A 19083-nucleotide genomic window follows, 5' to 3' on the forward strand; every position below is an offset into this window, starting at 1 on the left:
GCATGCGCCTGACCCCCACCCTGCTGCTCACCGCCCTGCTGCCCCTGTTCGCCGGCTGCCAACTGATGGCTGACGCCCCCAGTGACCCGAACATCGGCACCACGCGCATGCAGGGCGAACTGCGCGCTGCCGGTGGTCAGCTGCTGTTCAAGCCTTGCAGCGAAAACCGTACCTTCGTGATCAATGACGCTGGCGCCACCGGCATCCTGCAAGAAGCCGCCAACCTGGCGAAAGGTGCCGATGACAAGCTGTTCGCCGATGTGCGCGGCCGCCTCACCGGCAGCAAGCAGGCCAATAGCGACGGCCAGCTGGAAGTGCGCCGCCTGTACCGCCTGGAACCGTCCACCCGCGCCTGCGAGGACCCCAATTTCAGGCAACTGACCCTGCGCGCCAGCGGCCACGAGCCGGGCTGGGACGTCAAGGCCAGTGGCAAGGGCATGGTGCTCAACCGCGTGGGTCAAGCGCCCCTGCCCCTGCCATTCCTTGAAGAAGAAGTCCCCGGTGGCGGCCTGACCCTGACCAGCGAAGCCAACGGTCAGCATGTGGAACTGTGGGTCGCACCACAACGCTGCGTAGACAGCGCCACTGGGGCCGTTGACCACCTGCGTGCCGAATTGCGCATCGACGGCAAGACCTTGCAAGGCTGCGGCTACTACGGCGGCGCACGCGACAACTGATCACCGGGCGCTTTTATCCTGCCAGTCAAGGCGGCTAACAGCTTATACTTGGCGGTTTGTGTAAAGCCGCCGGCCGCCCATGGCCGGGATACTGGACCCTGCCATGCTACGAATCACCGAACTGAAGCTGCCCCTGGACCACCCCGACGAAGCGTTGCGTGACGCCATCGTCCAGCGCCTGGGCATCCGCGACGAGCAACTGCTCAGCTTCAACCTGTTCAAGCGCAGCTACGATGCGCGCAAGAAGAACAGCGAGCTGCTGTTCATCTACACCATCGACCTGCAAGCCAGCAACGAAGCCGAGCTGCTTGCCAAGTTCGCCGATGATCGCAACATCGGCCCTGCCCCCGACGTGACCTACAAGTTCGTTGGCCAGGCCCCGGCCGACCTGCAGGAACGCCCGATCGTGGTCGGCTTTGGCCCGTGCGGCATTTTTGCCGGCCTGCTGCTGGCGCAGATGGGCTTCAAGCCGATCATCCTCGAACGCGGCAAGGAAGTGCGCCAGCGCACCAAGGACACTTGGGGCCTGTGGCGCAAGAGCGTGCTCAACCCCGAGTCCAATGTGCAGTTCGGCGAAGGCGGCGCCGGCACCTTCTCGGACGGCAAGCTGTACAGCCAGATCAAGGACCCGCAGCACCACGGCCGCAAAGTGCTGGAAGAGTTCGTCAAGGCCGGTGCGCCCGACGAGATCCTGTACATCAACAAGCCGCACATCGGCACCTTCCGCCTGACCGGCATGGTCGAGCAGATGCGTCAGGACATGATCGCCCTCGGGGCCGAAGTGCGCTTCCAGGAAAAGGTCACCGACCTGCTGATCGAAGATGGCCAGTTGACCGGCGTGGTGCTGGAAAGCGGCGAGCAACTGCACTCGCGCCATGTGGTTCTGGCCCTGGGCCACAGTGCCCGCGACACCTTCCGCATGCTGCATGCCAAAGGCGTGTACATGGAAGCCAAGCCATTCTCGGTGGGCTTTCGCATCGAGCACCCGCAAACGCTCATCGACAAGGCGCGCCTGGGCAAATACGCCGGTCACCCGAAACTGGGGGCTGCCGACTACAAACTGGTGTACCACGCCAGTAACGGCCGTTCGGTATACAGCTTCTGCATGTGCCCGGGCGGCACCGTGGTCGCCGCAACCAGCGAACCGGGCCGGGTAGTCACCAACGGCATGAGCCAGTACTCGCGTAACGAGCGCAACGCCAACTCCGGCATCGTCGTCGGTATCGACCCCGAACGCGACTACCCAGGCAGCCCGCTGGCCGGTATCGAACTGCAGGAACGCCTGGAGGCCCATGCCTACGTGATGGGGGGCAGCAATTACCAGGCGCCGGCACAGCTGGTGGGTGACTTCGTTGCGGGGCGGCCGTCGACCGCGCTGGGCAGTGTCGAACCATCCTACAAGCCGGGCGTGACCCTGGGCGATCTGGCACCAAGCCTACCGGCGTTCGCCATCGAGGCGATCCGCGAGGCACTGCCGGCATTCGACCGGCAGATCAAGGGCTACAACCTGCCTGATGCGGTGTTGACCGGGATCGAAACACGGACCTCGTCGCCGCTGCGCATCACCCGCGGCGAGGACTATCAGAGCCTGAACCTCAAGGGGCTGTTCCCGGCCGGCGAAGGCGCAGGTTATGCCGGTGGCATCCTGTCGGCAGGGGTCGACGGCATTCGCATTGCCGAAGCGGTAGCGCGGGACATGCTGGGCCTTTGACGGGGGTCAGCCGAACCGTGGTTCGCGTACCCCGGCTCGGCCATCAGCCTGAAGCATAAAAAAACCCCGGCTGGCAGTCGCCAGTCGGGGTTTTGTTTGGCTGCGCTACGCTCAGTGCGAAACGCGGCTGGTGCCGTCAACAGTCATGATGCGCACACGGTCGCCCACACGGAAGATTTCGTTTTCCTGCACGGCCTGGACATAGGCACGCATGCTGCCGTCGTCTTCACGCACAGTGATCTCGACACCCTGGGTACGGGTCAGGCCTTCTTCGGCAGCGGAACCCGCCAGGCCACCGGCAACGGCACCGATGACTGCGGCAACGATGCTGCCACGGCCACCGCCGACGGCGCTGCCCGCCACACCACCGACAATGGCGCCCGCACCACCACCGATCGGGGTCTTGGTACCCTCGATCTTGACCGGGCGCAGAGATTCGATAGTGCCCATCCGTACGGTTTGCACGCGGCGGGCCTCATCACGGGAGTAGCTATCGCCGGTCAGGCTCGAGGCACAACCCCCTAGCAGCAGCGACATGGTGGTAAAGGTTGCCACCAGCAAAGCGGATTTACGCATGGGTAAAATCTCCATAAGTCAGGTGCTTATTAGACGCTGCACATTGACGGCTGTCACGGTACAAACGCAATAAAGTTGTTTTCATTCAGCCGGGGTACAGCCAGCGCGGCTGTGCCATGGCGCTTCAATTGAGACCAAGGATAGCCATGGATTACTTCATCGTCGTGGTGGCCACCGTTGCGGGGCTTTATTTCCACGGGTGGCTGTACGTGCGCATGCGCCGCTGGATGGACCGCGACCTGGCGTTGTCGCTGGCAGGGGCTGATCCGCACAAACGCGCGTTCATGCTGCAGAGGCTGGAGCAGGCGCGGCTGGCGAAGGTGAAGCGCAGGGAACTGGCAGGCTGGCTGCAACGGGAGGCGGTGGAGTATTCAAGGTCACGTTGAAAGACCGACCATGCCCTGATCCCACCTGTGGGAGCCCGGCTTGCCGGCGATGGGCCGCAAGGCCATGCCCTGTCGCGGTGTCGCGACAGGGCATGGCAAGCCCTGGAAAATCTCAGGGCGCCAACCGCTCCCGCAGCCACTGCCCATCGACCCGCCGGTAGTTGAGGCGGTCATGCAAACGGCTCGCCCGCCCCTGCCAGAACTCGACCCGCTCAGGCAGCAAGCGATAGCCACCCCAATGTTCCGGGCAATGTGGCTGCGTATCGGAAAACCGCGCTTCGGTGGCCTTCACCAGCCCCTCCAGCTCTTCACGCCCGGCAATCACCCGGCTCTGCGGTGATGCCCAGGCCCCCAGGCGGCTGCCCAGTGGGCGTACCTGGTAATAGTCGTCCGACTCCTTGGCCGACACCTTCACCACCCGCCCCTCGATACGCACCTGGCGCTCCAGCGCCGGCCAGAAAAAAGTCATGGCTGCAAACGGGTTGGCTTGCAGGTGCTGGCCTTTGGCACTGTCGTAATTGGTGAAAAAGGTGAAACCCTGCTCATCGAGCCCTTTGAGCAACAATACCCGGCAATGCGGACGGCCCTCGCCGTCCACCGTGGCCAAGGTCATGGCGTTGGCTTCCACCGGCGCCTGCTCGGTTTTGACCGCGTCGGCGAACCACTGGTGAAACAGGGCGAACGGCTCGCCCGGCGCCTGGGCTTCTGCCAGGCCATCACGGGTGTAGTCGCGGCGCATATCGGCCAGGGATTGGGTCATTGCTGCGTTCCTTGACGATCAGTTGGTCTTCGCAGGGCTATTGGCAGCTACTTTCTTGTCGGTGGTAGCTTTCTTGGCGACAGGCTTGGCTGGCGCGGCTTTTTTCTTGGCCGTGGTTTTGGCAGGCGCCTTGGCCTTGGCCACGGGCTTTTTCGCTGCGGGCTTGGCAGCCGGCTTGCTGGTGGCCGGCTTGGCGGCAGGCGCCTTGGCATCCTGCACGGCCACCATTGCAGCCGGCGCCGGTGCCGGAGCAGCCTGTTGGTACTTGGCCAGCAGCGCGACCATGGTGTTTTGCGGGGTCAGCAGCATTTCCACGCGGCGGTTGAGGGCACGGCCCTCGGGGCTGTCATTGGCAGCACGCGGCATTACCGAACCCATACCCTTGAGGGTCAGGCGGTCACGCTGCAGGCCGCTGAGGCGGAAAATGGCCGAAACCGACGCGGCGCGTTCCAGGCTGAGCTTCTGGTTGGCAGCAGCGGCACCGCTAGTGTCGGCATGGCCCAATACCAGTACGGCAGTCTTAGGGTCGCCTTCAACCGTTTTGGCAACCCGGGTGATCGGGCCAAGCGACATGGGCAGCAGCATGTTCGGGCGGTCTGGGTTGTACGAGCTGTCCACCGGCAGGGTCACGGCCAACACATTGTCGCGGCGCTCCAGTTCCAGCTTGCTGTCCTTGATGGCTTCGCGCAGCTTTGGCTCGTACTCGTCCAGCCAGGCCTGGGTCGCCTGCTGGTCGATTTTAGGCACCACAGGGCCCTTGGCTTGCTGGTCGTCACCGCCGAACGGCCACCACCAGCGGCTGGTGCTTTCCGACTTGGCATCGGCCTTGGCCACATTGTCTGTGACGGCTGCCTTCACTTCCTGCTCGGCGACCTTGTCCGAACCGAAAGGCCACCAGCTGGAACCACCTTCCTTGGAGCCCTCCGGGGAGTGGCTGGCGCAACCGGTAACGGCGGTCAGACACAGGGCGAGTGCTAAGGTTTTATGTGAAGACATCAGCGATACACCATGAAATAGAAAGATATTTTGCCTAGGCACTTCAGGCGTTGGCATTGAGGATAGTCAAAGGGCGGAAGCAATACCCGCATTACCCGATCAAAGGCAACCGGCAAGCACACGGACCAGTTTTTGCGCCCGCGGGTCCATGAGCACATAAGGGCCGAGGGTATTGACCACGAAGCCGAACGCGACATCATGTTCCGGGTCGGCGAACCCCACAGCCCCCCCGGCCCCAGGGTGGCCAAAGGCGCGGGGCCCCAGGCCGAAGGTGGCGTTGGCCACCTCCGGCTGATCGAGCATGCAGCCCAGACCGAAGCGGGTCTGGGTGAGCAAGGTGCGGTCCTGGCCAAGGCTGTGTTCGCGGGTCAGTTCGTCGAGCAACTCGGACTCGAGCAGGCTGCCGTCCAGCAACCCGGCATAAAACCCCGCCAGGCTGCGTGCGTTGCCGTGGCCGTTGGCCGCCGGCTGCTGCATGCGCCGCCATTGCGGCTTGTTGGTGCTGGTCAGGATCGCCGGGGGGTTGGTAAAGGCACGGGTGGACAAGGCCTCGGGCTCGCGCAGGGTCACCTGCAGCAAGCGCTGCGCCGCGGCGTCGCCGGGGTTGCCTTTGCCGCGGGCAATATGCGCCACGCGGTGAAACGCTTCGTCGGCCAGGCCAACATGAAAATCCAGCCCTAGCGGGCGAGCGGTACGCGCCACGATCGAGTCACCCGGGGCCCGACCGTCGGCCCGGCGAATCAGTTCGCCGATCAGCCAGCCGTAGGTGATGGCGGCATACCCGTGTTCCGTGCCAGGCGCCCACCACGGCGTTTCGGCCGCCAGGGCATCGACCATGACCTGCCAGTCATACAAGGCTTCGGCCGGCAGCAGCGCGCGTAGGGCGGGCAAACCCGCACGGTGGCTGAGCAGTTGGCGCAGGGTGATCGCTTGCTTACCGGCCTGGGCAAACTCGGGCCAGTAGTTGGCCACCGGTGCATCGAGTGCCAGCTTGCCCTCGCCGACCAGCTGCAGTGCGGTCACCGCGGTGAAGGTCTTGGTACAGGAAAACAGGTTGGCGATGGTGTCGCTGTGCCACGCCTGCTGGCCGTCCTTGTCTGCACTGCCGGCCCACAGGTCGACTACGGTTTCGCCCCCCACCTGGATGCACAGCGCGGCGCCACGCTCCTGGGGATCATCGAACAGCGCGGCAAAAGCCTCGCGCACGGCTTCGAACTTCAGCTCATAGTGACCCTGGATCTGCACCCGCTGCTCTCCGTGTGACGATAGTCAAAAAGGTCTGCATTGTTTCAGTAGTTGGGCGGTTTGCAAACTGGCTTGAGCCCGGCGGTCGCGATGCCCAGCGCACCGCACCCACCTGTAATCATGGCGCCGGTTTCCTCTCCAGGCCGGTGCGCAGCTGCGCCATGGCCTGGGCGTTGGCCTTGCGCACGGCATCGACAAAACCGGGGTACGGCACATCGGTGATCGCCACCAGCCCCAAGTGGCCGTTTTCGCCATCGAGCAGGCGACCGCTGGCCGGCTGGTCAAGGTACTGGAACCAGTGCGCGCCCACGATCATGGGTTGTTGCAAGGCGGCAGTGAGGAAATTGGCATAGGCCGGGCCGCGGTCTTCTTCTCGCGCAAGCTCCAGTGGCCCCGGCCAGAACGGGCCGCGATCACGCGAACCGAACTGGAATTCAGACACCAGCACCGGCTTGTCCAGCTCGGCCAGGCGGGCGAAATCGTAGCCGTCCTGCGGCTTGAGCGTATAAAAGTTGAAACTGAGTACATCGCAGAACTCGGCGCAGGCGTTGACCGCCTCTGGCGTACTCACGGCATAACGGCCCCCCAGCAACAGGTGGTTGGGTGCATGCCATTTCAAGGCATCGGAAATGGTCTTGAAGTAGGTTTCGGCGAACACCTGCTGGAAGTGCTGGTAGTCCCGCTCGATTTCCGGGTGCTCCGGGCTGGGCAACGGTGCCTCGAAGCCTGGATCCTCCATCAGTTCCCAGGCGTTCAGCTCGATGCCCCAGGCCTTGGACAACCCCTCCTGGTTGCGGTACTTGTCACGCAACTGCTTGAGGAAGGCGCGCTTGGCAGGCACGTCGGTGGTCAGGCGCAATGTGCCGTAGGCCAGGCCATAACGGGCCTTGGGCTCGCTACCCGGTGCGGCCCAGGCCAGCTCGTTATCGGCAAAATAGCCGATCAGCCAGGGATCGTCACGGTGATCACGGGCAGCAATGGCCACGGCGCGTTCGGTGGCCATGGCAAAGCGCGGGTCGAACGGGTCCGGCATGCGCCCCCACCAGTCCATGCCGGTGCTGATGCTGGCGTAATCGCCAACGATCGACAGCGGCAGGGTATAGGGCATGCGCCTGGCCTGGCCGAGGGCAGGCTCGCTCCAGTTGCCCAGCGTGTTGAAACCCCATGCCTGCAAACGGTCGAGCGCATGCGCCTGCCAACGGCCAGTGTCCACTACCAGCGGTGGGCAAGCGGCCGGCTGCCCTGCCGCCGCCGGCAGGCAGGGCTTGCCATAGGCCCGCTGCAGGTTGGCTGCATAGAAGTCGAACCAGCGCCCTTTCTTGAAATTGCGCCCCTGCGAGGACGCATTGCCGTCGTCGTTGTTGCCTTCACCGTAGAACGCTGCCAGGGCGTCGCCCTCTCCCGGCAGTGCCTTGAACATGGCCTCACGCCCGGCGGTGTAGGTACGCCCGCCGTCGGCTGCCACGGCATTGACACCCAGCGAATAGAAGGGGTGGCCATCAGGGGTAATCAGGTACCAGCGGCCATCACGCTTTTCGGTACGGAAAAAACCCTCGGCAGCAAAGGCCGGCCCCGCCAGCAGGCCGCCATAGGCATCCAACTGCAGCTTGCCGCGCTCGGCCAGCCAAGCCTTGAGTTGCTGCTGTTCACGGTTGGCGGCTGCCTTGAGCTGTTCGTCGTTGGCCACCTTTTCCGGCCAGCTGCCACGCGTGGACTGCCCATAGGCATCGATCAGTTCACGGTACGCCGCCTGGTAGGCCTGGTCGTCATCCTGAATGCCCACCCGTTCGATCAGCAGGTTCTGGGCGACCTTGGGGCCGGGAATACTCAAGCTGACCGAAGCCACCTGCTTGAGGTCTACAGCGCCGGCGCTGCTGGTCAGCAGCAGCCGCTGGCCGCCGTGCAGCCAGGGCATGGGGGGGCCTGCGCGCATGCCCTGGCTCAACGGCGAGCTGGCGGTCAGCGGCACCATCACGGTTTGCGCCGGGCCGGCCGGCAAATCGATACGGCTGGTCAGGGTGCGCCCATCGCTGCCTTGCACCGTGACATCCACGGTCAGCGCCCAGTCCATGGCACTTTGCAGGCGCAAGGTAAGAAACTTGCCGCTGGACCAGTCCCACACACCACTCTGCGGGCTCAGGCGCAAGGTCGGCCGCTGCGCCGGGTTGAACACCACACGCCGCAGCACCTCGCCTTCGGCCGTCTGCTCTGCGTTGTACTGCGGCATACCGGCATCCTCGGTCGCCACGTTGACCACCGAGGCCGGGCGCACGAAGCTGAACAGCGTCTGCTGCCCGGCCCATACGGACGAGCTGAACAACAGGGCGAAAACAGCGGGCAGGGTACGGCGGACCATAAGGCTGGGGCTCTCCTTCAGGGCCGTCATGGCCCAGGACTGAGTAATGGACAGCGCGCCGAAGCAAGTGCTCCGGCGATCAGGAAATCTCCCGCCGGAACGGCGGCAGCGCATTGAGAATAGCCTTGCCATAGCGCTGGGTGACCAGGCGCCGGTCAAGCAAGGTGATGATGCCGCGGTCCTGTTCGGTACGCAGCAACCGACCGCAGGCCTGGATCAGCTTGAGCGAGGCGTCGGGCACGGCGATTTCCATGAACGGGTTGCCGCCGCGGGCCTCGATCCACTCGGCCAGGGCAGCTTCGACCGGGTCGTCGGGCACCGAGAACGGAATCTTGGCGATGACCACGTGCTCGCAATAGGCCCCCGGCAAGTCGACCCCTTCGGCAAAGCTGGCCAGGCCGAACAGCACGCTGTGCTGGCCGTCGTCGACCCGGGCCTTGTGCTTGTTGAGGGTTTCCTGCTTGGACAGGTTGCCCTGGATCAGCACCAGTTTGCGCCAGTCCCGGTCCAGGCCGTCGAACACATCCTGCATTTGCTTGCGTGACGAGAACAGCACCAGCGCACCCCGGGCCCCTTCGACGATACCCGGCAGCTCACGGATGATCGCCGCCGTATGCGCTGTAGCGTCGCGCGGGTCGGCTTGCAGGTCGGGGACCCGCAGCAGGCCGGCATCGCCATGCACGAACGGGCTGGGCACCACGCAGGTGACGGCATCGCGCGGTAACCCCGAGCGCATGCGGAAGCGGTCGAACTTGCCCAGCGCGGTCAGTGTGGCCGAGGTCACCAGCGCGCCATGGGCCACGCTCCACAGGCTGCGGCGCAACATTTCGGCAGCGAGGATGGGGCTGGCGTTGACTTCGATGTCGAACAAGGCCCCGCTTTCAGCCAGGGTGAGCCAGCGCGCCATCGGCGGGCTGTCTTCCGGGTCTTCGGCGGTAAAGGCCGTCCACAGCTCCCAGTTGCCCTGGGCACGGGTGACGAGGCTGCCGAACAGTGGGTACCACTCTTCGGCCTGGTGGCTGGCGATACCGATGCTGACCTCGCCGTCCATGCCCTCCTTGAGCAGGTCGGCCAGCCGCGTGAAGAGATCGTTGAGCCGGGCAAAGCCCTTTTTCAGCTCGATGCCGACCTCACGGATCTGCTCCGGTACCACGCCACCCTCGAAGCGGTAACGCGGCCGTTCGCGGCCTTCGGTGTCCTCGCTCGGGCGGAAGTCGGCTACCTGTTCGCACAGGGTGAACATGAACTGCTGTTGGGTGCGGACTTCCCGCGCCAGCTCCGGCACCTGCTCGATGTATTTGCCCAGGTCCCCCGGCAGCGGGTGCTGGGCCAGCAGTTTGGTCAGGTTCTTGGCGGTCTGCTCCAGCCAATCGGCGGTGGAGCGAAGCCGCGAGTAATGGGCGAAATGGCCGATGGCCTTGTCTGGCAGGTGGTGGCCTTCGTCGAATACATACAGGGTATCGCGCGGATCGGGCAATACCGCGCCGCCGCCCAGGGCCAGGTCGGCCAGTACCATGTCGTGGTTGGTGACGATCACGTCGACCTTGCCCATCCCCTCACGGGCCTTGTAGAACACGCACTGCTGGAAGTTCGGGCAGTGGCGACCGGTGCACTGGCTGTGGTCGGTGGTCAGCCGGGCCCAGTCCTGGTCCTCCAGGGCCTCGGGCCAGCTGTCACGGTCACCGTCCCAGCGGTTGCCGGCAAGCTTTTCGATCATGCTGTTGAACAGCTTCTGGCTGCGCTCATCGACTTCGATGTGGAAGCCTTCTTCTTCGAACAGCTGGGCAGTGGCCGACTGGGCATGGCCTTCCTGCAGCAGGATGTCGAGTTTCGACAGGCACAGATAGCGGCCACGGCCCTTGGCCAGGGCGAAGCTGAAGTTCAGCCCACTGCTGCGCATCAGGTCGGGCAGGTCCTTGATGACGATCTGCTCCTGCAGGGCCACGGTCGCGGTGGCGATCACCAGGCGTTTGCCGGCGGCCTTGGCGGCCGGGATCGCGGCCAACGCATAGGCGACCGTCTTACCGGTACCGGTGCCCGCCTCCACCGCCACCACGGCAGGCTCGCCGGCACGGCGGCCTTCATCGTCGCAGGGAATGTCGCCAAGCACCTTGGCCACTTCGGCGATCATCAGGCGTTGGCCATAGCGCGGCTTGAGGCTCTTGGCTTCGAGAAAACGCGTATAGGCGCCCTGGATGGTGGCTTTGAGTTCGTTGCTGATCATGGTCTGCAGGCGCCCGTAGGGCTGGATATATTTTCAGTGTTTCGCATGGGGCGGCTATCATACCCCGCTATTGCCTATTGTGCCGCATGGAGATCCGGATGCTCGCCTTTACCCTGCCCTACACACTGCATGTTCTGGCCGCCCTGGTATGGGTTGGCGGCATGTTCTTCGCCTGGCTGGTGCTGCGCCCCGCCACGGTTACAGCCCTTGAGGGGCCTGCGCGCCTGCGCTTGTGGGTGGAAGTTTTCCGACGCTTCTTCGTCTGGGTCTGGCTGGCGGTGGCGATCTTGGCGATTAGTGGTATCGGCATGTTGCACCTGCGCTTCAGCGGGTTCGAGACTGCGCCGAAGTACGTTCACGTGATGATCGGCGGCGGGATCGCCATGTTCGCCTTGTTCATGCGCATCCAGGCCTTGCTGTTGCCAGAGTTGAAAGCGGCGGTACTGGCGCAGGACTGGCCCACGGGTGCGGCGGTGCTGGCCCGCATTCGGCGAATGGTGGGCATCAACCTGTTGCTGGGGCTGGCCGTGGTCGCGGTGGCCAGTTCGCGGCTGGTGATCTGATCACAGGCAGCCCTTCGCCTGGCGGGCTGCCTGCGCGGCCGGTGGGTGGGGCCCATGGCGACAACGCCGCACCCAGGCCCCTGCACATGGTTCAGAGGCGCTGCAGGATCAGCTCGCCCGCCGCCCCCGCCAAGCCCGGCTGGCCAGGCAGCCCCGGTCGGCCATTGGCACCGGCATCGGTGCGGTACACCAGGCAACCCTTGCTCGCCCCACCTTTGCCGGCCTTGCCAGGCTCACCGGGTTTGCCCGGCGCCCCGCCATCGAGGCGCACGACGATGTGCTCCTGGGCAAAGCCTTGCGGCAAGCTCAGGCGTATGCGCCCACCTGCTGCACCATCATGGCCGTTGCCGCCATCATCGCCATTGGCCCCGCGGCTGGCCTGGCCCCAGGTGCAGCCGCCGGCCTGCCCATTGCCGCCGTCGAGCCCAGCGTAGCCCGGTGCACCGGCGCCGCCCCGGGCGTCGATGACCAGCTGCTGGGCATCCAGCTCCGCCAGTACCAGGTCCAGGCTACGCCCGGGGCGGGCTGCCCGCTGGTAGCTGCCCGCAGCGCCGGTGGCACTCAACTCGCTGCCCTCGCCCAGGCGCGCGCTACGCACGTCGATCAGCAACGGCTGCTCGCCAGGGGCCACGACAATCCGCGCATCACGCCCCAGCTCCAACTGGTCGACCTTCAATTGCGCCAGCGACGCAGGCAGCATCAGGGTGGCAGCATCGGCAACACGCAAATGCTCAAGGTGTACGCTGGCCGACTTGCTCGGCAGGCGCAGCATGGAATTGGCAGCAACCTCCAGGCTTTCGGCGTGGGCAAAGGGGGCAGCCAACAGGGCAAGCAGTATCAGATTACGCATTTCGCAGCGCCTCCTGCGCACGGGGAATGGACATGACGTGGAATATCCCCGTCAACAGAATTTGCAGGCGATCGAACCAACGGTGGCTGCGCCCGCGCAAGCTGCCATTGAAGAACAGAATTTCCAGCAGATGCAGGCTGAGCAGAACGATGCCTAGGGCATTGATCAGCAGATTGAAAGGCAACGGCTGGGGCAGCAACTGGTTGAACAACACCACGCCCCAGAATGCGACTGTCAGGACCTTGCCCAGGCCCAGGATGAACTTCATACCCCGCCCCCATTGATTGTTGTTATGGCGTGCCGGCCCGTTCGCGCCGGCCGTGCGCTCCACATTAACTGCAATGCCAAGGCAGGCGCCAGCACCCGTCAGCTGAGGTGCAGTTCCACCCGTCGGTTGCGCGCGCCTTTCCTCGGTTTCATTGTCGGCGGCGCTGAGAAAGCGCCCGTGCCACTGCGCAAGGCACGGGCGCACGCCGAGCTAGCGCTGGATCTTGATCTCGGTACGGCGGTTCATGGCACGCCCTTCGGCCGTGGCATTGTCGGCCACCGGCTGGGTTTCACCGGCCCCCACCACCGACACGAAGCTGCTGCGCGGTACACCGCTCTGCACCAAATAGTCGGTCACCGAGTGGGCACGGCGCTCGGACAGTTTCTGGTTGTAGCTGTCGGAGCCGACGCTGTCGGTATGGCCACTGACACTCAGGCGGGCAGAGGGCGCTTCCTGTTTCAGCCGCGTGGCAATCGTGTTGAGGCGCTCCTTGTCAGTGGCAGTCAGGCGTGCAGAGTCGAATTCGAAGTGCACATCACGAATGACGATGACTTCTTCCTTCTCCACCACCACCACTTCCTCGACCACCGCCGGCGCAGCTGGCGGGCAACCGTTGGCATCGACCTGCACACCCCGTGGGGTGCCCGGGCACTTGTCGCGGCTGTCCGGCACGCCATCGCCATCTTCGTCGCCATCACCATGGGCCCAGCAATAACCTGCCGCCAGGCCACCGCCCAGCAACGCGCCCCAGCCAGCCCAGCTGGAACTTTCGATAGCGCCCAGCGCGGCGCCACCGACACCCCCGACGGCGGCACATTTAGGCCAGTCGGTTTTTTGCAAACCTGCACAACCAGTCAACACACTGGTGAGCAGTACCAGGGGTAACGCTGTGCGTACTATGCTCATTTCATTGCTTCTCCTAGGGGGAATCGGCATAAGGCCGATCTCTGGGAGTAAAGACCGCGCATTCCAATGCTGCCAGCAATTAGCCACGACGCGATCACATGCCTCTATGCCCGCACGCTGCAGCCGGCTAGTCTTGGACGACTTGAACGAGGATTGGCAATGACCGCAGGTTTTTCCCAACGTACCCCGCAGCAGGCCCTGGCGGCCCTGCTGGAACGCTTCACCCCGCAACGCCTGCTGTTGGTGGGCACCCGCTTCCCGGCGCTGGACGCCTTTGCCCAAGCGCACCCGCAGGTGACCATCGCTACCACTGCGCCAGGGCCACTGCCTGCCGAACTGGCAGCCCAGCGTTTCGACCTGGCGTTGCTGGTGGACTGCCTGGAACACCTGCCCAAGCGAACCGGCCTGGAGTTGCTGGGCGGCATTCGCAACCTCAATGCCAGCCGGGTTGCCGTGCTGGCCGACCTGGCGGCGTGCAGCTGGCAGGACACCGACTTTTTCGCCCTGGCATTGTCAGCCAGCGAGAAATTCTGCCGCGATGAGCAGGTGTTGAGCCTGTTCACCTATGATCTGCATGATTACAAGCAGGTCCCGGACTGGCTCAACGCCAGGTTCTGGGCCAACCCGGAAATGTTCGGGAAGTACTGGTGGTAAACCCATGAATATCAAGGGCTTACCTCACCATGACCACCAGCATTGCTATGCCCGAGCAGGGCCAAGTGTCACCAGCCTGTCACCAGCCTTGTCACCAAAGACCAGATCAGCACCTATCTGTCTGGCATTACAGGCGCTCAGGGATCTACTACCTGAGGGTCCGTCCACGGGGCTGTTCCGCCCGTAGTCTCACCATCTCTCTCAGATCTACCGATAGGCCGACCGCTATGCAGTTCTCCAAGGACATCCTCAAGACACTGGCTGTCTTCCACCTCGACCGCCCTGAGGCTTCGTGGGAGGACCTCAAGGAACGTCTCAAGGAGATCGCTGAGGACGCGCTACAGGGCCATAGCGAGGACTCACGGGGCCTCTACATGGAAATCTATGACCAGATGAGCAACCACCTCGCAGAGGCAGCCTCAACCGGTCGGTTCAATGCGAGTCAACAACGAGCCATAGGCACCGGTCAACGTATGCTCAGGGCTGCTCAAGACCGCCTTGATGGTCGCCCGCAGGACCTCACGGAGATCATTGGGGAGCTATCTTGTGGCACGTCTGTAGCCCCTTCTGTGTCCCTATCTGTATTACCGTCTGGCGAGCCGACAACCTTTGAGACCCTCTCAGGGCTCTATCTGGCTGAGCGCAAAGGCAACGTCACCGCCACCACTCACAAATCAGTTACGTCAGCTTGCCGAACCCTCAGCGGGCTCCTTGGAGACTTGAACCTCAAGACCCACACTCGGGCCGATATGGTGGCGCTCAAGGAGAAAATCATTGATGGTCGCAAACCTCTGACATCTAACAAGCTACTAACTCAGCTATCAACGGTGATGAGCTGGGCAGTAAATAACGGTTTCCTTGAGCGCTCCTTTGATAAGGGCTTGAAGATTGAGCGAGGCGCTGAGAGCACTCGCAAGCCCCTGACTCAGGATCAGGTGATCACAATCATGGATCACGCGAATGGTCTGGCTATTGACGACTGGAAGCGCTGGGCGTTGTCCCTTGGGGTTCTTACAGGTGCCCGTATTGGCGAGATCTACCAGTTGAACAAAGAGGACATCAAGCAGGTGGACGGAATCACCGTTATCGACATCAACAAAGATGAGAACGGTGGCAAGACCCTGAAGAATAGCTTCTCTGTGAGACAAGTCCCTCTGGTTGATGGGGCCTATGGGTTCTCCCTTCAGACCTTCCTTGAGTGGGTCAATGCCAACGAAGGCCGTCTGTTCAAGGCAAAGGAACATTATTTCAACAAGCCGCTCAATGAGGCTCTAAGGGAACCTCTGGGGCTGGCCTCTGGGGGCGACCAATCGTTTCACTCCCTGAGACACTCGTTGTCGGGTCTTCTGAAGGCCGCTGCGACCCCTGAGGTAATCGCGCAGGGCATCACTGGACACAGTGCAGGGAACATCACATATGACCTGTATGCGGGGTCTCAGAGGCTTCCTGTGGGGACACTCCATGAGGCGCTCGTTAAGGCGTTTAGTGGCTGGATAATATGAACAAAATGATCGGTATCACCACATCCACAAACTCTGTAAGGGATTAGAAATGGGGCAAGTCACGGAGCTACACAAGGCATATCTCGATGCGTCATCCAAATCGGACCATTTCTTATTGGGTGCAATAGCAGCAGCATGCGCGTATCTCGCGCAAAGCAACCCATATGGAAAGATCGGTCTCAATCCAGAAACCCTTTTCCTAATCGACCTTATCGTGCTTGGCTTGGCTGCGTTTTTCGCTCATAAGCGCATTGAAAATACGATCCAAGTCCTGAAATTCAATACCACGTTTCTACAAGGACGTAATGATGGTGATCCAGTCTCCTACCTCGGAGGCAAGCAGCTTGCGGAAAAGTATGCGAACCGTACTGTGTCTAATTACACGTTCAGGAATCTATTCATGGCCTTAGGGTTCATCCTTTATGTTGTGGCGAAGGTCTGGCGAGCCTATTGAGGCAACCTGAAGGCTGCTATAAAGCGCTGTGTTTGCTGGTCATTGGATCGGTGTCGTTAAAACCCCTCACTGTTGCGACCAACAACATGAGGACCGATCCAATGACCCTACTTACCCAACCGGGACCGCTGCACCGCCACGTCGATCACGAGACGGGCCACATCCTTCATATCGACCCAATCACTGGCGAGGCCGTTACTCGCAAAGAGATGGTCCGACTCAAAAATCCTGAAGCGCAGTATCAAGCATGGGCAGCCGAACGCCGAGCCGATGAGTCCCTCTCTAAGGACCACCAAACGGCAGCCGAAAAGGCAGCCCGAGCCAAGCCCAGCGATCCCCCTATCGAAGCCCCCAAGCGAGGCCGTGGGCGTCCCAAGACCAGCTATGTGAATCCGGTCGCTGCCTACATGCACCTCCTTGCGATTCCCGATCCTCTGCCATGGATAGACGACATCGTTACTGGGTCGATCATCACCAGTGCCGGAGTCACCAACGGGAAGATAAACGTCAAGGCCCGAGCGGTCATCGGTGCGCTGTTCCTTTCGGAGATCACAGCGGAAGCCTGTAAGACCAGTGAGATCAGCTTGAGGACCGCCCAGCGCATTGCCAAGGCTGCCCGACATGCTGCCCATGGGATCGCTTTGTATGTGGATAGACATCCTGGGATCAAGGCAGAGATTGGTGCTGAGATTGGCTTGGAGGCCCTATTCCGGGCTTCTTCGACTTAACGCCGGATAATATAAAGATAAATCTTAACGACCCTTTCAGCTTATCGACACCTGATCGACCAGCCTCAGAGTGAGAGGGGTAGTGATAATAATCACCCCTCCCTTTCATCCATCTCATAGACATCATTAAGGAGAACCTACATGACCTGCTATCAAGCCACCGATACGCTCACTGAAGACGACCTGATTGCCCTGTCTCGTGTCTTCCCCACGCCTTCACGTCCCCAGTTGGTCATCGTTAAGAACCTGCTCAATGATCGACACGCCACCTACAGAACCTATGAGAATGGAATGGTCTGCTTTGACGTTGACGCTTTGATCAAAGAGGTGTCCTTTCGAGGCTCCCCAAGGACGGCCTCAAGGGTCTCCGAACTGGTCTCGCTTGGGGTCAGCCTTCAAGCTCTCGCCAAGACGCCTTTGAGCATCCCAATGGCCGGAAAAGAACCAATTTCGATCAGGCTTTAGCTCCATCGTCAAGGTGACGTTAAAACCCCTCACTATTGGGACCACACCGAATCACCTGCAAAAGATTCCCTCCCAGCTACAAACGACCGTCGCCACGGTTGTCCTTAAAGATGCCCTCTCAGGCTTGCCATGTCCTGTGATCCAGCATCACCAATACCCAAACCCCAGAACCTTTTGATCGACCTTGGAAGATGCCCATGAGGCTCCCTCCTTGGCCGTCTGGTCGTGCGCGTCTATGGCGCCAAGGTCGAATCAAAGGGTCGCCTATAGGAGATCCAAACCCATGAACATCACCATCACCAAAGTCCTGAAGAACGAAGTAACTGTGTCGGGCCAGACCCTCAGCCGTGAGTACGTCGAGAACGTAATGCTGCCCTTGCTGATGGCCCAATGTGGCCGGAACAACGGCGCTAAGTTCGGAGTGATCAAGGCTTTCGACGAAGCCGGTCTGTCCCTCAAGGCCATCCAAGAGGACGCTCTGACTTACTTCGAGACCAAGCGGGCCCAAAAGGCTGAGCGTGAAAAGCTCCAGCGTGAGGCCGATGAGCGCGCTGAGCGACTCCGTGAGCCAACCCCTCGCGAACTGGCCCAAGCGAAAGCCGACAAGGAAGAACGAGCTGCTGCCCATCGTGCGCACGCTCAGAAGATCTTAGCGGCCCGCTCTCGCAACAACGGCTGATAACTTGCCACCTTCATTCAATCTAATTCAGGAGACCAATCCCCATGAAACCTAATCAATATGTCAAGCCGTCCACCTACACCACTGCCGTTTTCAACGACACTCCGGGTCATGAGGCTGGGTCTATCCGTTTCAATACTGCCGATGTCCGTAGCGAGACCGAAGTGGCTACTGATCCTTCTGTCTATGTGCAGGCCCTTGTGGAGGCCGCTGAGGACCATTTGAACGGCGATGAGTGGCGTGAAGCTGCCATGGAGGCGACTCCTTGTGAGTTCCGCCCGGCTGGCTCTGAGGCCACTGGTCAACAGATCATCACCATGGCAGACCGTACCGTTAAGTTCGACCCACGTAAGAACTGGGACAACCAGACCGTCGAGAAAGGCGAAGTGCTGGCCGGGTCGATCATCTTCACTGAGGCGACCGATACCGCTCTGGTAATCAGCCATCGTGCAACCATCCTCGATCACAACATCATGGCGGGCTTCACTGAGGGCTCCCTTGCGCAGACCGCTGACAAGATCCTGCGCGATATCGAACTGAGTGCTGCGGGCAAGATCGCTGGCATCCTCTCGACTGCCCCAAGCACCGAAGTGTTCTCTGAGGCTAAGCCAACCGGCAAGCCTGTAGAGATCGCTGAGGACCTCATTGACCTCTTGACGACCCACATCAACCAGACCGTAGGCACCTCGCTGTCTGACTTTGTGGTCCTGCTGCCTGTGTCTCTGGTGGCGGTGCTTGAGCGTGCTGCTCAGCGTGCTGGCGTGGGTGACATTGAGGACCTCATCGGCGCCTCTGTGCAGCCTTACAGCGGTACTGACTTCGGCCTGTTCCTGTTGCCCAAGATGTTTACCTCGCTGAGCTACCGCGAAGGCCGCGACGGTAACGTCTGGAAGATCCAAGCGACCCGCAATGGCGCCCATCAGGCATGGGACATTGAGATCATGACAGTCGTGGACATCGTGGCTAACGGCAAGGTCAAGGTGAAGCTGACCGCCGATGGTCTCCAGACCGAGATGGTGGCGTTCCCGATGATCACCAACATCAAGCTGACCTAAGGAGGACTCCTCAGATCTGAGGGCACCT

At 62.0% G+C, this 19083-nt stretch carries 20 protein-coding genes; 11 read left to right on the forward strand and 9 right to left on the reverse strand.

Annotated features, from left to right (window positions below; translation table 11 throughout):
• The first annotated feature begins 2 nt into the window (after window positions 1-2).
• Both DMX12_RS18735 and DMX12_RS18740 read left to right on the forward strand, forming a co-directional pair.
• Entirely contained in the window at window positions 3-677 is a 675-nt protein-coding gene (locus DMX12_RS18735; RefSeq protein WP_110679136.1) for a COG3650 family protein, read from the forward strand.
• Between the two features lie 103 nt (window positions 678-780).
• Entirely contained in the window at window positions 781-2388 is a 1608-nt protein-coding gene (locus DMX12_RS18740; RefSeq protein WP_110679137.1) for an NAD(P)/FAD-dependent oxidoreductase, read from the forward strand.
• Window positions 2389-2499: 111 nt separating this feature from the next.
• Here the strand turns inward: DMX12_RS18740 and DMX12_RS18745 are convergent, their stop codons facing one another.
• Window positions 2500-2964 carry a glycine zipper 2TM domain-containing protein gene (locus DMX12_RS18745; RefSeq protein WP_009684613.1) on the reverse strand — a complete coding sequence of 155 codons (465 nt, stop codon included), beginning with the start codon at window positions 2962-2964 and terminating at the stop codon, window positions 2500-2502.
• Between the two features lie 146 nt (window positions 2965-3110).
• Here DMX12_RS18745 and DMX12_RS18750 point away from each other — a divergent pair, with 146 nt between their 5' ends.
• Window positions 3111-3350 (forward strand): hypothetical protein, encoded by a 240-nt coding sequence (locus DMX12_RS18750; protein WP_029887509.1) that lies wholly within the window; start codon window positions 3111-3113, stop codon window positions 3348-3350.
• A 112-nt stretch (window positions 3351-3462) separates the two neighbouring features.
• Here the strand turns inward: DMX12_RS18750 and pdxH are convergent, their stop codons facing one another.
• From pdxH to dinG, 5 genes are all read right to left on the reverse strand, one after another.
• Complete coding sequence (gene pdxH, locus DMX12_RS18755; protein WP_009684611.1) at window positions 3463-4110, reverse strand: pyridoxamine 5'-phosphate oxidase; 648 nt, start codon at window positions 4108-4110, stop codon at window positions 3463-3465.
• A gap of 18 nt (window positions 4111-4128) precedes the next feature.
• A complete protein-coding gene (locus tag DMX12_RS18760) occupies window positions 4129-5106 on the reverse strand; it encodes an OmpA family protein (RefSeq protein ID WP_054904080.1) in 978 nt (325 codons plus the stop codon).
• Between the two features lie 99 nt (window positions 5107-5205).
• A complete protein-coding gene (locus tag DMX12_RS18765) occupies window positions 5206-6351 on the reverse strand; it encodes a serine hydrolase domain-containing protein (RefSeq protein WP_110679138.1) in 1146 nt (381 codons plus the stop codon).
• Window positions 6352-6469: 118 nt separating this feature from the next.
• A complete protein-coding gene (locus DMX12_RS18770; RefSeq protein ID WP_110679139.1) occupies window positions 6470-8707 on the reverse strand; it encodes a beta-galactosidase in 2238 nt (745 codons plus the stop codon).
• Window positions 8708-8786: 79 nt separating this feature from the next.
• On the reverse strand, window positions 8787-10931 hold the full coding sequence (dinG, locus tag DMX12_RS18775; RefSeq protein WP_029887504.1) for an ATP-dependent DNA helicase DinG: 2145 nt from the start codon (window positions 10929-10931) through the stop codon (window positions 8787-8789).
• A gap of 98 nt (window positions 10932-11029) precedes the next feature.
• Here dinG and DMX12_RS18780 point away from each other — a divergent pair, with 98 nt between their 5' ends.
• Window positions 11030-11494: a CopD family protein gene (locus tag DMX12_RS18780; protein ID WP_110679140.1), complete on the forward strand. Its 465-nt coding sequence runs from the start codon at window positions 11030-11032 to the stop codon at window positions 11492-11494.
• Window positions 11495-11585: 91 nt separating this feature from the next.
• Here the strand turns inward: DMX12_RS18780 and DMX12_RS18785 are convergent, their stop codons facing one another.
• The 3 genes from DMX12_RS18785 to DMX12_RS18795 all read right to left on the reverse strand — a co-directional run bounded on the left by DMX12_RS18785 (window position 11586) and on the right by DMX12_RS18795 (window position 13518).
• Window positions 11586-12344: a collagen-like protein gene (locus DMX12_RS18785; protein WP_110679141.1), complete on the reverse strand. Its 759-nt coding sequence runs from the start codon at window positions 12342-12344 to the stop codon at window positions 11586-11588.
• On the reverse strand, window positions 12337-12612 hold the full coding sequence (locus tag DMX12_RS18790) for a DUF1145 domain-containing protein (protein WP_110679142.1): 276 nt from the start codon (window positions 12610-12612) through the stop codon (window positions 12337-12339). The genes DMX12_RS18785 and DMX12_RS18790 overlap by 8 nt, the downstream gene beginning before the upstream one ends.
• A gap of 210 nt (window positions 12613-12822) precedes the next feature.
• The gene (locus DMX12_RS18795) at window positions 12823-13518 is read right to left on the reverse strand and encodes an OmpA family protein (protein ID WP_009684601.1); all 696 of its coding nucleotides are present in this window, start codon (window positions 13516-13518) and stop codon (window positions 12823-12825) included.
• A 159-nt stretch (window positions 13519-13677) separates the two neighbouring features.
• Between DMX12_RS18795 and DMX12_RS18800 the strand changes: the two genes are divergently transcribed.
• From DMX12_RS18800 to DMX12_RS18830, 7 genes are all read left to right on the forward strand, one after another.
• Entirely contained in the window at window positions 13678-14172 is a 495-nt protein-coding gene (locus DMX12_RS18800) for a DUF6231 family protein (protein ID WP_110679143.1), read from the forward strand.
• Window positions 14173-14399: 227 nt separating this feature from the next.
• Window positions 14400-15674, forward strand: a complete 1275-nt coding sequence (locus DMX12_RS18805; RefSeq protein ID WP_041478051.1) for a site-specific integrase — start codon at window positions 14400-14402, stop codon at window positions 15672-15674.
• A gap of 49 nt (window positions 15675-15723) precedes the next feature.
• Window positions 15724-16128 (forward strand): hypothetical protein, encoded by a 405-nt coding sequence (locus DMX12_RS18810; RefSeq protein ID WP_041478052.1) that lies wholly within the window; start codon window positions 15724-15726, stop codon window positions 16126-16128.
• Window positions 16129-16229: 101 nt separating this feature from the next.
• Window positions 16230-16856 (forward strand): hypothetical protein, encoded by a 627-nt coding sequence (locus DMX12_RS18815; protein WP_041478053.1) that lies wholly within the window; start codon window positions 16230-16232, stop codon window positions 16854-16856.
• Between the two features lie 141 nt (window positions 16857-16997).
• Entirely contained in the window at window positions 16998-17321 is a 324-nt protein-coding gene (locus DMX12_RS18820) for a hypothetical protein (RefSeq protein WP_041478054.1), read from the forward strand.
• 283 nt (window positions 17322-17604) lie between these two features.
• The gene (locus DMX12_RS18825) at window positions 17605-18000 is read left to right on the forward strand and encodes a hypothetical protein (protein WP_041478055.1); all 396 of its coding nucleotides are present in this window, start codon (window positions 17605-17607) and stop codon (window positions 17998-18000) included.
• A gap of 44 nt (window positions 18001-18044) precedes the next feature.
• Window positions 18045-19055 carry a hypothetical protein gene (locus DMX12_RS18830; RefSeq protein ID WP_041478056.1) on the forward strand — a complete coding sequence of 337 codons (1011 nt, stop codon included), beginning with the start codon at window positions 18045-18047 and terminating at the stop codon, window positions 19053-19055.
• The last annotated feature ends 28 nt before the right edge of the window (window positions 19056-19083 follow it).

It is taken from the genome of Pseudomonas sp. MB-090624, assembly GCF_003205245.1.
Classification (GTDB): domain Bacteria; phylum Pseudomonadota; class Gammaproteobacteria; order Pseudomonadales; family Pseudomonadaceae; genus Aquipseudomonas; species Aquipseudomonas juntendi.

Coding starts and splice junctions, on each gene's coding strand:
- DMX12_RS18745 (WP_009684613.1), bottom strand. CDS start 2,964: ATGCGTAAATCCGCTTTGCTGGTGGCAACCTTTACCACCATGTCGCTG.
- pdxH (WP_009684611.1), bottom strand. CDS start 4,110: ATGACCCAATCCCTGGCCGATATGCGCCGCGACTACACCCGTGATGGC.
- dinG (WP_029887504.1), bottom strand. CDS start 10,931: ATGATCAGCAACGAACTCAAAGCCACCATCCAGGGCGCCTATACGCGT.
- DMX12_RS18770 (WP_110679139.1), bottom strand. CDS start 8,707: ATGGTCCGCCGTACCCTGCCCGCTGTTTTCGCCCTGTTGTTCAGCTCG.
- DMX12_RS18830 (WP_041478056.1), top strand. CDS start 18,045: ATGAAACCTAATCAATATGTCAAGCCGTCCACCTACACCACTGCCGTT.
- DMX12_RS18760 (WP_054904080.1), bottom strand. CDS start 5,106: ATGTCTTCACATAAAACCTTAGCACTCGCCCTGTGTCTGACCGCCGTT.
- DMX12_RS18805 (WP_041478051.1), top strand. CDS start 14,400: ATGCAGTTCTCCAAGGACATCCTCAAGACACTGGCTGTCTTCCACCTC.
- DMX12_RS18740 (WP_110679137.1), top strand. CDS start 781: ATGCTACGAATCACCGAACTGAAGCTGCCCCTGGACCACCCCGACGAA.
- DMX12_RS18750 (WP_029887509.1), top strand. CDS start 3,111: ATGGATTACTTCATCGTCGTGGTGGCCACCGTTGCGGGGCTTTATTTC.
- DMX12_RS18810 (WP_041478052.1), top strand. CDS start 15,724: ATGGGGCAAGTCACGGAGCTACACAAGGCATATCTCGATGCGTCATCC.
- DMX12_RS18825 (WP_041478055.1), top strand. CDS start 17,605: ATGAACATCACCATCACCAAAGTCCTGAAGAACGAAGTAACTGTGTCG.
- DMX12_RS18735 (WP_110679136.1), top strand. CDS start 3: ATGCGCCTGACCCCCACCCTGCTGCTCACCGCCCTGCTGCCCCTGTTC.
- DMX12_RS18785 (WP_110679141.1), bottom strand. CDS start 12,344: ATGCGTAATCTGATACTGCTTGCCCTGTTGGCTGCCCCCTTTGCCCAC.
- DMX12_RS18795 (WP_009684601.1), bottom strand. CDS start 13,518: ATGAGCATAGTACGCACAGCGTTACCCCTGGTACTGCTCACCAGTGTG.
- DMX12_RS18815 (WP_041478053.1), top strand. CDS start 16,230: ATGACCCTACTTACCCAACCGGGACCGCTGCACCGCCACGTCGATCAC.
- DMX12_RS18780 (WP_110679140.1), top strand. CDS start 11,030: ATGCTCGCCTTTACCCTGCCCTACACACTGCATGTTCTGGCCGCCCTG.
- DMX12_RS18820 (WP_041478054.1), top strand. CDS start 16,998: ATGACCTGCTATCAAGCCACCGATACGCTCACTGAAGACGACCTGATT.
- DMX12_RS18800 (WP_110679143.1), top strand. CDS start 13,678: ATGACCGCAGGTTTTTCCCAACGTACCCCGCAGCAGGCCCTGGCGGCC.
- DMX12_RS18790 (WP_110679142.1), bottom strand. CDS start 12,612: ATGAAGTTCATCCTGGGCCTGGGCAAGGTCCTGACAGTCGCATTCTGG.